Origin of the sequence: Erysipelatoclostridium sp. An173 (assembly GCF_963931465.1) — a bacterium.
Classification (GTDB): Bacteria; Bacillota_I; Bacilli_A; order Erysipelotrichales; family Coprobacillaceae; genus Thomasclavelia; species Thomasclavelia merdavium.
Window position 1 is genome coordinate 1230361 of sequence record NZ_OZ007017.1, and the last position, 13422, is coordinate 1243782.

Genomic DNA, 13422 nt, shown 5'->3' on the forward strand with positions numbered 1-13422 from the left:
AAAAGTGTTGACAATCCAATATCATTATAAAATTATAAAAGACTACTGATAAATTGATTATTATAATTATTTTAAATTAGTTTTATAATGAATTATGGTATTGAATGAAGGATTATTGATAGAATAAAGGAAAAGAGGAAAAAAATTAAAAAGAAAGATCAAAAAGTATTAAAGAAAAAAATATTTGAGATTGGATGAATATTCAGGCTATTGATGAATCGTTTGATTACATTAAATAGTATAGTTTTCAAAAGGACGTTTAAAAAATAAGAAATGAGGTAAGTATAAATGTCAATATAATTTTGTACAAAAATGATCATTTATGATGTACAATTGTGTTCCTTCTCAATATAATCAAGAGCATTTTTAAGTATTAGGATTCCTCTTCATTTGGCTTCATTTGATCTTTTAATCGATAGGATTTACCCGTTATAGTTACCACGTGCGCATGATGAAGGATTCTGTCTAAAATAGCGTTTGCCATGACCACATCACAGAAGACTTCATCCCACTCACTAAAATTGATATTTGTAGTTAATATCGTGCTTCTTTTTTCATAACGTCTATCTATCAATTGAAAAAACAATTTCGCATCATCTTTATTAATCGGAAGATAGCCAAGTTCATCTATGATCAGTACTTTATATTTGGTAAAATGGCGAAGTCTATCTTCCAATCTGTTCTCGTTATTTGCTTTCTTCAATTGTTGAATAAGATTATGACATTTGATGAAATATGTACTATTTCTACGCTTTGCCGCGGCAATGCCTATACTTACAGCCAGGTGTGTTTTACCTACGCCACTATTACCCAGAAATACGATGTTTTCACAATTCTCGATGAATCTGAGTGTCTCAAAATCCAATATCTGCTGTTTGTTTATTGATGACTGAAAATCAAAATCAAAATCCCTTAATTCTTTATGATGAGGAAATGCCCCTACCTTAACCATTGACTTGACCATATTCTTTTCTCTATGATCGATTTCTATCTGCGTCAATTTGATCAATCCTTCTGTAAAAGATAGATTGTTTCTGGTTATATAATCCAACATCTCATCTAAATTTTCATTCATTTGACTTAACTTCAAGTAATTCAGGTTATTTTTCAATTGCATATATGTACTACTCATTGTATATTTCTCCTATCAAATTTAAATTTGCCTTGGCTAATTGTTTGATTTCATCCGAACTGTCTTTAAAACTTACTTCATATATTTTTTGATAATGTTCTTCATGATAATTATATTTTGATTGAGATATTTGATGAATTGTTATAAGTCTTGTGTTAGAATACACATGTATATAATCATCAAATATCTGTAGTTTCACTGTTTTACCAATATATTCTGGTGGTGCGGAATATTTATTACCTTTATAGGAAAACAAACTCTGTGAATCTACTTTTACTGGTCTAATGGTGATTTTATACTGATTTCTTATCTTTTCTTGTGGTAAAGGGGATAAGAAATCTTTTTCTTTTTGGATATGAAGTTTCGGAATTTTTCCTATTTCACTGTGCACCTGGCAATTATTTCTTTCATTGATTTCCTTTACTTTTTCATTCAGTTGTGTATAGTTCAGCTTCCCATTATAAGCATATAGTTCATCCCATAATTTCATTGGCGCTTCAACCTTCCCTTTACTCCATGGTTTTCCGGCAATACAAGGTTTCACTATAAAGCCATAATCATCCGCAAACTGTTGAAACTTTGCATTGACCTTTCCACTCGAATATTCTGTTCTTGCCTCATCCATGACTGTTTTCATATTATCGGTTTTTAAGATGTCAGGCACACCACCAGCTGCTTCAAATGCCTGATCAAGATAATGAAATAGAGCACCCTGCTTTTTTGTAAGCGAGATGAAATTAATCCTATATCTTGAATAGGAATATACAAGTGCAAAGATATTTAATTCAATAACCTCACCTGTGCTTAAGGTATAATGCATATTTTCCTTCCAATCCAATTGTGCCTCAACTCCCATACCAGTCTCTCTTTTGATTGACCGATGATTTGTCATATTGTTTCTAATTTTACCATTTACTGTCCTGTTTGTTCTGCCATTAAAGTATTTATCAAATTCCTCATGCTGGCTGATCCACTTTCTAAAATGGGAAGCTGAGCACTCTAATCCATGATTATCTTTTAGATATTGCCATAAAACTCTTTTATAAAAGAAAACCTGAGTATTTTGATTGATCAGCAAGTCATATATTATTTGATAAAAATTATCTAACTTACTTTTTCTTTCTCTTTTCTTTGGCTTAGTATAACCATTCATATATTTATCAATCAATCTTCTATCTACACCAAGCTCTCGGGCAATTTGTGATTTATTTATTTTCAATTTTAACTCCTCTACTAATACTTTCAATTTTGGTAAATCAAGTAAACAATTAATCTCAATACTTGAACTAACTGTTAAATTCATAATCATAATATAACCTCCAATAAAAACTGAATTATTATATTATGTTGAATTGATTTTGTACATTTTTATATGATCGTTTTTGTACATATTAATAGTAGCATTTATAGTAAGCTTTAATAACAAAATACGGAAGCAATTTTAGTGATAGATTTAAACAGTAAACGGTTAAATTATACAACTTAGCATCAATGAGAGAGATAAACTGGTTCAATTGTTTTCTCTTTATCCCATTAATCAAAAATACAATAATACTGTTTCTTTTCATATTGTAAACAAGTAAATTATGAAAAAACAGATAATACTTTATCAGTTGGAATCAGACGTTTAAGAGATAAACTTGAAGATGATTCTTCTCATCCAAGCTATATTAAAACTGTTTATGGCAAAGGGGATATATGGGTGAATATGTAAATGAATATATATTATTGTATATTTGATAATACACCGGTATAAAAACAGACTGTCAGTTTAATATCAGAATTTTTTAAAAAAATTGATGAAATACTTTGTGGAAAAGAGATAGAAATATCATATGATGAATCATTATATTCAGCAATTTTTAAACGTCTTCATCGAATAATGGATATATTACGCATGCAAAAGGAAATGGCTGAAGAGGCAAAAGATTAGGAAGAGTTGTTAAAACATTTCTTTTTTCTAAAAGAGTTTAAGGTTTTTCGAAATAAAATGTTATCGAATTTATATAATTTTTTTTAGATCTTGTTAGCAATGATCTAAAGTTGTAAAATTAAGTTAATAAGTATAAAAATGGGGAATATATGCAGAGGGAATAATATGAATGATAATTTAGTTGAATTGATTGGGATAATCGAGGGTGTTAATTATGATGGAGTAATTAACGATCTTGAAATTGAAAAACTACAAAGTTGGTTAGCTCATAATAGGCAATTTAGAAATGACAAAATATTTAGTAAAGTATTAGATCTATTAGAATGTATTTTAGAGGATAACATAATAACCAATGATGAAAAGCAAGAGCTTTTATCTTTTGCTAATAAATATTATCAAGACTTTAATAATGAACATGACAGTATCGTTATTTTACATGGAATAATCGCAGGAATTATTTGTGATAATGTGATTAATCAAGATGAAATTGATGAACTTAAAAGATGGTTAGAAAAAAGTTCATTTTTAAAAGGAAATGATGTTTACGATAAAGTAAGACTTTTAGTTGAAAAAGTACTTGAAGATAATATTCTAACAAATGATGAAAGAAATGAACTATTTAATTTATTTGAAAGTATTATGTTTAAATCAAAAATGGAATTGAAACTTAAATACTTAATGAAAAAAATTAAAAATAGACAAAACATAGGAAATGACTTAATAGAGTTGTTAAATGATGATAAGTTTGTTGCTACTATTCATGATAAAGCACAAAAAGAATTAAATGAAGCATTAAGATCGTATTTAGGGTCAATGCTTACTAATAACGAGATTATTTTTACATCATTAACATTATCTGCATTATTAGATTATGATGGTAACTTCTATGAACATATTCATGAGAAATATCAAGTACTGTATGAAAATTATGCAGGACAAAAAGTTGATGGAATGATTCGGTCAATTATTAGTAAATATAATACAATTGATACGCAATCTCCTAGAATCATTAACTATGTTTTAATGAATGCGATAGTACCAATGTATTTCTTACCAAAATTCTTCGAATTTATGTTCGATGTTTACAAAGTAAATTTCAATTACTACATAGATGAAAATATCAAAGATGATTTTAAATTTATATATGATGGGCTAAAAGGTTCTTTAAATCATGATACTGATGAATTATCATTATCGGCAACAAAAAAGACTTATAAATTAATTAAATCAACAAAGAGTGTAATTTTATCCGGAAGTGGTATTGATGAGATTATTAACTTAAGTATAAATGTTTTAAAAATAATTGATAAACATTATTGGGAAGAAAGAACTCCGATTGTAACAAACCAATACTACAAGTTTGGATATGACCTATGGGTTAAAGAGAATGAGAAGAAAGAACAATTAAAAAAAACTAAAGGACAAAATCGTGATTCAATCGCAAACAGATGGAAACCAACATTCAAGTTAGAGGGAAATAAAGTAATTCTTGTTCCACCAGCACATAAAGTACGAAATACAATTGATTATTCAAAGATTGTCATAAAGGTATTAAATGGAGATAAAGAAATCTATGTAAATAATAAACCACGAGTATATGAAATTATTGGAGGATATAAAGTATCTTTAGATGAAATTATCATTGATAATCCTTTAGGTAAATTACAATATGTCATTTATGAAGATGATAAAGTGCTTTATAATAGTAAAGAACTTCTATATCGTGACTTTATCATGTTTAATGTCAAAGGAATTGAATTAGAAAACAACAAAAACTTTGAAGGTGACTTAGTAATTTGTCATAATGAATCTAATCATGAAGGAATGATTCCAATGCATAACGGTGAATATTATCGATTAGCATATTCAAAGGTAACGAGGGATACTACTTTTTATCTTTCTAATACCGTTTTACGTTTTTGTGAAGCAATGGAACCAGGAATTGTCGGGAAATTAAGAAAATCTACATATTTACAATATGATAGCTTTAAGTGTGATGTGTATGAGGAAATTAACTTTTTCGTCATTGAAAGTTTACTAAATGAAGATACTATTAGTTTAAAAATTAATGGAAAAGTAAAATCTCTTTCTAATTATAGATTTGAAAAGTCAAAGAATGGACAATTTAATAAGTATATTATCGAATTGAAATTAACAAAATCAGGATATTATGATTTGATGGCTTTAGATGGAAATAATAAAGAAATTAAAAAGTCTCATTTTATTTTTATTGTAGATTCTGAATTAGTATTCTCAAAAAGAATGATTGATGATTTTAATTATGAAATTAATGTTCATTCCGGATTATTAGACATAGATGGAAATTACTATTTGGATATTGAAAAATATGACACATTTAACTTAAAAACAAGATTAAACGGGAAGTATTACAATTATAAATTACCTTTAGAAATACCTGTCTATAAGATTGATAATGGAAAATGGGCACCTATTTCAAATTATATTTGGATAGGAGATATTAAAGTTCAAAGTAATATCTATTTTGATGGGGTTAATGGTACTGAATTAGTAATCTATGACAAAGACGACAATAAGTTGGGTGCTGCATATTTGAATGATAAAAAAATATATTTAACAACTCAAATAAGTTCACTATTATCTTATAAATCATCAAATGATTATGTTGATGTTGCTATTTATGATGGTGAAAAAGAAGTACAACGTATTAAATGCTATAACAGATGTTTAATAAATGATGAAAAAACATTTTTTGAATATAATCCAGCAACTAAAGTTTTGAATGTAACTCCAAACTATGTTGGAAAGGGAAAAGTCTATTTATCTATAAAGAATGAAAGAGATGAAGAAATATTCAAAGATATTATTGAATCGAACCAATTGCTTTCAATTGGGGATATTCCTAGCTTTGAAGAATTAACAATCTCATTTTTGGAAAAATCTGCTGGGTTTTCATTGAAGAGTTTTACTGAATTAAAAGTTTATAAGAAAAAATTCTATGCATATGATGATTTATTAAATAGAAAGCTAAAAATAAATCAAGTTGATTATGATCAAATGGTACGTGGAAAATATATAAGAAAAACACATTGGTTAAGAAATACTTTTTTGGTTCCGTATGAAAAATTAGATGAAACGCATTATATTGGTTACGTTTGTAGGACACAAAAATATGGTCCGGATATCGTTACGCCTATTCGACCAATTGAAATAGAAATTACAAGTGAGCCATATAATGACATGATTGAAGTTGCCTTAACTAATGAGGGGGATGGATTATTATTAGATTTCCAAAAACATACAATAAGTGATGATATGGATGATCCAGATGGAGTGGATATATATTCTTATTATCTTGAACTAAAAGGAGGTAATTAAATGGTCAAGATGAATCCTATTCAACAATCTAAGTTTATTGAATATGAATATAGAAAATATTTAAAATCATCATTTCAGTTTGGAAATGATGAATATCAAAAATGTTTTAATGATGAGTTAGAAAAAGCAGTTTTATATAAAGGACCATTTATTAATCTAACACTTCCTTTTACAACAAATCACTCAATTAGACAATTAATAGAGCAAGGTAAAATACATCCTGATTTTGCTAAATTAGGTAAGATTAAACTTGATCAAACATTATATTGGCATCAAGAAGAGTCTTTAAGAAAAATTGAAGAAGGAAGAAGTTTAGTTATTACCACTGGTACAGGTTCTGGGAAAACTGAATCTTTCTTATATCCAATTTTAAATAAAATAATGAAAGATAAATCATCAGGTAAAGATCAGGTTGGAATTAGAGCGATGCTTTTATATCCAATGAATGCTTTAGTTAATGATCAAATTGATCGTGTTCGCGATATGTTATCTAGTTATCCAAATATTACTTATGGATTTTTTACAGGTGATACAAAGGAAAAACTTTCTAAGCCAGAACGTAAAGCAATTGAAGAAGAAAATGGCTATGAAATACCATCTAACGAATTGATTACTCGTGAAGAAATTCGCTCTACTCCACCTGATTTGCTTTTTACAAATTATTCAATGCTTGAATATTTATTGATTAGACCAAAAGATTTTGATATATTTGATACTAATAGATTACAAAATTGGAATTTTATTGTTTTGGATGAAGCTCATACATACAATGGTGCATTAGGCATTGAAATTGCTATGTTATTAAGACGTGTTACCGCATTGGCACCAAAATGTCCTCAATTTATTTTGACAAGTGCTACTTTAGGACAACAAGGTGAGTCTGAGGACGAGATTGTGAACTTTGCAAAAAATCTTACATCTAAAGAGTTAAAAAAAAGTGATATTATTTTTGCAAGAAGAGATCAATTAAAATATGATAATTTCACATTTTTTGTTGATGCTAATGATTATATTTTGCTTGATGAAAAATTCGATGATATGGAAAATGTAAAAACAATAGCTAGCAATTATATGGATGTTTCTAATTGTAAATCGGCTTCTGAATGTCTTTATGAATTATTATCAAGAGACAAAAATGTTTATAATTTATATTATTATTTGAAAGATGGCAGTTTAGAATTTAAGGATTTACTTTACAAGTTTGAAGGTACGGATTTAAATAATGAAAAAGCATTAGTTGCATTAATTCATCTAGTAAATATTGCTAGAAAAAATCATAAAATGATTTATGATTTGAAATATCATACTTTCGTTAGATCCTTAAAAGGTGCATTTGTAACTTTAGGGAAGAATAAAGTCTTAAAACTTGCTAATACAACTGAAGTTGATGGGAAAAAGGCTTTTGAAATTGGTAACTGCAAATACTGTGATACACCATATATTATTGGGAAAATAGAAAGCGGATATCTATTACAAAATAATGAAATTGATATTTATGAAAACTATGGCGAAATGGAAAATGTTGGTTTAGATTATTTTATTTTCAAACAAGATATTGAGGAAAATAAAATTACTAAAGATACAATAGATGGAGAGTACTTAATTTGTTCAAAATGTGGAAAAATAATTGATGCAAAAGATCTAAATAGTGAGAAATGTTCATGTGATGATAATGAGTATATTGAAGTATACAAAATAAAAAACAATAGAAAGAACAATATTGCAAAATGTCCTTGCTGTGGAAAAGGTTCAAAACAAGCTGGTATTGTTAGAACTATTAACTTAGGTAAAGATGAAGGAACTGCACTTTTAGCTCAAACACTTTATCAAGCAATTGATGATGGCAGTGAAGAAAAGGTAACTATAAAAAAATTAGGCTTTGGAAAAAAACAAGAAGTAACAAAAAAAACAAAAGCAAAACAATTTTTAGCTTTTTCAGATAGTAGACAACAAGCTAGTTTTTTTAAAGTATTTTTCCAAAGTAATCATGAAAGATTCTTATCTAAACGTCTTATTTGGGAAGTTATAAAGGATAATAACTACAACAAGGTAAAAGTCGGTACTTTAGCTACTAGTTTAGAAGATTTGATTAATGAAAAACATTTATTTAATGATGAGTTTGATGCATATAAAAGAGCATGGATTATTCTTTTGACTGAATTATTAAGTATTGATGGTATTTATGGCGCAGAAGGTTTATGTATATTTAATTTTGAGTTAGATGTTGAAAAGTATATTAAAAGTTTAGAAACAGAAGCAATTATAGAATTCATGAAAAATACAATATCGACTAGACAGGAGTTTATCGATCTTGTACGTGTGTTATTTGATACTTTTAGAACAGCAAGTGCCATTAAGTATTCTCAATCAGAATTAACTCCTGAACTAAGAAAAGAGTATTTAAATTATCGTCGTTTTAATAACTTTATAAAATTGAATAATGAAGTAAAAGCTATAGATGGTATAAAAGATACATCTGTGAGAAGTTTTTTACCAGTAAAAAATAGCAATACAGCACTTGATTATATGATGAAAGTTACAAAACTAAGCAAAGAGGTTTGTCTAGAATTGCTAACTGAAATCTTTGATGTTTGTGGTGTTGAAGCTAATATTTTTACAAAACAAGATGGACAACCTATTTATCAAATTGACGCCGATAAATATGTATTAAATAATTATAAAAAAACAAAATATTATAAATGTAATAAATGTGGTAAAGTAACACCTTATAACGTCAAGGGAGTTTGTCCTCAAAATAAATGCGACGGACAATTAATTGAAATTGAAGATGTTGATGAAAATTTAGGAGGTAGTTATTATCGAGAACAATACCTTACTAAGAAAATTGAACCTCTAGTGGTCGAAGAACATACAGCACAAATTGAGCGTAAGGCGGCAAAAAAATATCAAAAAGATTTTAAAGATAAAAAAATAAATGTCTTAAGTTGTTCTACAACTTTTGAAATGGGTGTTGATATAGGTGATCTAGAAACCGTGTTTTTAAGAAATGTACCACCAACACCAGCAAATTATGTGCAAAGAGCTGGACGTGCTGGTCGTAGTGAAGACAGTTCTGCATTTGTATTGACATTCTGTGGAGCAACATCTCATGATTATACATATTTTGATGATCCGACAAAAATGATTTCAGGTATTATTAGACCACCACATTTTGAGATTACAAATGAAAAGATTATTGTAAGGCATTTAATCGCGGTTGCATTGGGATATTTCTTTAGAAAAAATCCAGAATATTTTGTTAATGTGGAATCTTTGATATTCAAACATGGAATAGAAGCATTTTTAGATATGCTACAAAATGATAATGAAGAAATAAGAAACGTTATTGATACAAAGATTCTTCCTGAATCTATTTATGCAACTAAATATCACGATATGAATTGGTATAAAAACAAATTATATGATGAAAATAAAATCAAATCATATATGTCAGAATATATTGACAAAGTTAATGTATTGGAAAAAGCTATTTCAGAAGCTTCGAGTGATGGTGAACATGAAAAAGCTGCATACTATAGTAGAGTAATAGCTGCCATAAAGTGTACAAAAGTAATAGATTCGTTATCTTCAAATGGTATTATTCCAAAATATGGATTCCCTGTGGATTCGGTTAATTTAGATGTATATGAAAATGGTATATATAATAGTAAGATTGAATTATCACGCGATCTAAGTATTGCTATATCAGAATATGCACCAGAATCAGAAGTAGTAGCTGACGGAAAAAAATACACTTCAAAATATATTACACTTCCAAGTGATAAGCACTTTACTAAATATTATTATTCTACTTGTGAAAAATGTAGACATGTTAATGTAAGTATTGTTCCATCTGAAATAAAAGAATGTCCTCATTGTGGACATGTTAACGAGGAACAAGTTGTTGAAAGTTTTATCATTCCATCTTTAGGATTTAAAACTGGTGAAAACAAAGAAAGTACAAGGATGAAACCTAAACGTTCCTATGCTGGTGAAGTAAGTTATATAGGTGGAGGTAAAATAGAAAATACAGCGCATATGACTAATCTCTTATCTATTGAATCAGCAATTGATGATCAATTGTTAGTTATGAATTCTAGTTCATTTTATATGTGTCCTGTTTGTGGTTTTTCGGTTATTGATAGAGAAAATAAATTATTACCGCAAATCACAGAAGAACATTATAATTTTAAAGGAATCAAATGTCATGAAACTGTATTAAACAGGGTTAAACTAGGACATTTATTTAAAACTGATGTTGCTCATTTTTATATTGAAGGGATAACTGATATAAATAAAGCTATATCGTTCTTATATGCGTTGCTTGAAGGAATTAGTATTGAATTTAACATTGAACGAAATGATATTAATGGTTTAGTACAATATAATGCTAATACTTTAGGATATGATATCATTGTGTTTGACAATGTCCCTGGTGGAGCAGGGCATGTAAAACGTTTGATTAATAAAGATTCTTTGAAACAATCATTGATAAGTGCAAAGATGAAAGTATCACAAGATTGTTGTGATGAGAATACAAGCTGTTATAATTGTTTAAGAAATTATTACAATCAAAAATATCACAATCGAATTAAACGTAAATACGCATTAGAAGTAATTAATATGTTGTTAAGCAGTTTCAATACAATGATATAAATCTAATCATGACTTAAATTGTTTCTTTATACATAAATAGGTATTTCATATATAACTGAAATACCTATTTATAGTTGTATTTTTATTCTGTTCGTGATCTAATTTTATTAGGAGTTGATATAAATGGAATTTTTAAGAAACCCAATTGAACAAATAGTATATGATTTATGTAAAGAAACTAAGCAATCAATATATTTATGTGCACTCTTTGTTAAGGAAGATATTATAAAAAATATTCTTAATAGCAAAAATGAAAATGTACAAATATCGTTAGTTACTAATTTAAGTAATCATATACATATACATTAGATATTCCTGCATTAAGAAATATCATTAATCATGGCGGTAAAGTATATAATCGTAGTAACTTACATGCAAAGTTCTATCTGTTTGATGCTAATAGAGCAATAGTCACTTCTTGAAATCTAACAAAAATGGTTTATATGACAACTATGAGTATGGATTGTACATAGATAATGAACTTGTTTTTGATATTGATAAGGATTATCATGAACTCACAGAAAACGATGACTTAATAAGAATTGTAAGTCTAAAAAATTTAGATGATATTGAGATTATTAAGAAAAATATAAAACCAGTATATACTCCGAAACAAAAGTCACTTGAATTTGACAAACCAATTCATTCAACAATAACTACTGAAGATATTATTCCTTTATTTAAAGAAAATACATGGAGGAAACTTATGTTTAAAGTTATTGATCAATTTGATGAGGATGTATTTACTAAAGAAACGTTTAATGAATATAAAGGTAAAATACATAAAGCGTATCCACTAAACAAACATCCTGATGATAAAATACGTCAGATACTACAACAACTACGTAATTTAGGTCTTGTAGCTTTTCTTGGTAATAGATTTTATGAAAGACTTTGGACTCCAACTGAGTTCTATTAATTTGATCGTGTAATTGAGTATTCTATGAACATACTCAATAATAAATAATGAAAATAATTTCGATAAAACAGATCACTATTAATTATATTTGGGTATACAAACTTTAGATTCGATATTACAATTGGTAATTTAAGAGGGAGGTGCGGACAATTTCTAGGATTTGTTATTTCAATTAAGCTCCAGTAATTATCTGTACTCTTTTGAACTTAGATAATTTAACGATTGTTTTATTTTTTGGGATTGTACCACACAATATATCCATTTATAAGAGCTATAAAATTTTCTATACTGACATTATTCCATTTTCTCCCGTAAAACATTTCATTTTTCATTCTTCCAAATAATCCTTCACATGCTGAATTATTTGGCAAACAGTGTTTCTATTTTCGTCCCATATTCAGCGCTGCCTGCTTTAAAATATCATTTTCCATTTTTAATCGATGATTTTCTTTGCGAAGTTTAATAAGTTCTTTTTCTGCATCGCTGCGATTATCTTCGATATTTAATGAACCGATAGAGTTAAACTTATCAATCCATGAAGATAGAGCAGAAGGAGATAATTCATATTCACGAATCAATTCAGCTCTAGGTTTACCACTATTATATAATTCTACAATTTTTTGTTTAAATTCATCACTATAGGTTCTTCTTTCTCTTGCCATTTTAGTTTACCTCACTTTTACTTTCTAAATTGTAACAGTTCTCTTAGAAACTGTCCAATTTAGTGTAACCTATCCAAATATCAGAAAATATCATAAAAAGATGATGGAAAAGCGACAGAAAGAAGCTCTGATTAATTAAGAAGATTCAGAAACGCTCTAAAAAAAAACGGAATTTAAAACAGATACCCTTATTGCGCCAAAAAAAGGGCTTTTTTTATGCAAAAATTAATTAAAAATAGCAAAAAAATTAAATTTTCCAAAAAATAATCTTCAAAACAAAAAAAGAAGCTGTAACGCTTCATTAAAGGTAAAAAAAACCTCCTTTCGTTACAGCCCCATATTTATAAATTTGAAACTCTGGCATGAGTATAAGAGAAATAGTGAACTTCTTGCATCGTTAACTAAGTACTATATCAAAAGAAATAAAGCAAAATAAAATTGAAATATATATTAGACAATGTTTTTATATATATTTTCCTAATAAAACTCAAAAACTATTTACTTTAAGAAAGAATGTCACCATGAGCTCATTAAAGATGAAAATACTATAAATTATATTGAAAATAATTAAATTGCATTGGTCACTTGACAAATTATTAGTATAAAAGTAAAAGACATCTTTATACCTTTGACTTCTATCGTTTATAGGATGATGCATAGAAAACAAATAAAGACAATCAGTATCGAGCGGTTAAGAAGAAATGGTCATTTTAAGTGACCGGCAAAAAAAGAGGAAAAATCAATGATGGCTTGGACGATAAAA

At 27.8% G+C, this 13422-nt stretch carries 6 protein-coding genes and 2 pseudogenes; 5 read left to right on the forward strand and 3 right to left on the reverse strand.

Annotated features, from left to right (window positions below):
• Positions 1-373: 373 nt before the first annotated feature.
• On the reverse strand, positions 374-1132 hold the full coding sequence (istB, locus tag ABGT36_RS06260; RefSeq protein ID WP_087357274.1) for an IS21-like element helper ATPase IstB: 759 nt from the start codon (positions 1130-1132) through the stop codon (positions 374-376).
• Positions 1129-2441, reverse strand: a pseudogene (gene istA / locus ABGT36_RS06265) (IS21 family transposase). The gene istB and the pseudogene istA overlap by 4 nt, the downstream one beginning before the upstream one ends.
• A gap of 279 nt (positions 2442-2720) precedes the next feature.
• Here istA and ABGT36_RS06270 point away from each other — a divergent pair.
• From ABGT36_RS06270 to ABGT36_RS06290, 5 genes and pseudogenes are all read left to right on the forward strand, one after another.
• A pseudogene (locus tag ABGT36_RS06270) lies at positions 2721-2846 on the forward strand (helix-turn-helix domain-containing protein); the annotation flags it as partial.
• Between the two features lie 384 nt (positions 2847-3230).
• Positions 3231-6422: a hypothetical protein gene (locus ABGT36_RS06275; protein WP_346677262.1), complete on the forward strand. Its 3192-nt coding sequence runs from the start codon at positions 3231-3233 to the stop codon at positions 6420-6422.
• The gene (locus ABGT36_RS06280) at positions 6423-11078 is read left to right on the forward strand and encodes a DEAD/DEAH box helicase (RefSeq protein WP_346677264.1); all 4656 of its coding nucleotides are present in this window, start codon (positions 6423-6425) and stop codon (positions 11076-11078) included. It begins immediately after the preceding gene.
• 123 nt (positions 11079-11201) lie between these two features.
• Positions 11202-11387: a hypothetical protein gene (locus ABGT36_RS06285; protein ID WP_346677266.1), complete on the forward strand. Its 186-nt coding sequence runs from the start codon at positions 11202-11204 to the stop codon at positions 11385-11387.
• Positions 11388-11541: 154 nt separating this feature from the next.
• Positions 11542-11997 (forward strand): hypothetical protein, encoded by a 456-nt coding sequence (locus ABGT36_RS06290; RefSeq protein WP_346677267.1) that lies wholly within the window; start codon positions 11542-11544, stop codon positions 11995-11997.
• 380 nt (positions 11998-12377) lie between these two features.
• Here ABGT36_RS06290 and ABGT36_RS06295 read toward each other — a convergent pair whose 3' ends face one another.
• Complete coding sequence (locus tag ABGT36_RS06295) at positions 12378-12659, reverse strand: transposase (RefSeq protein WP_346677269.1); 282 nt, start codon at positions 12657-12659, stop codon at positions 12378-12380.
• Positions 12660-13422 lie beyond the last annotated feature (763 nt).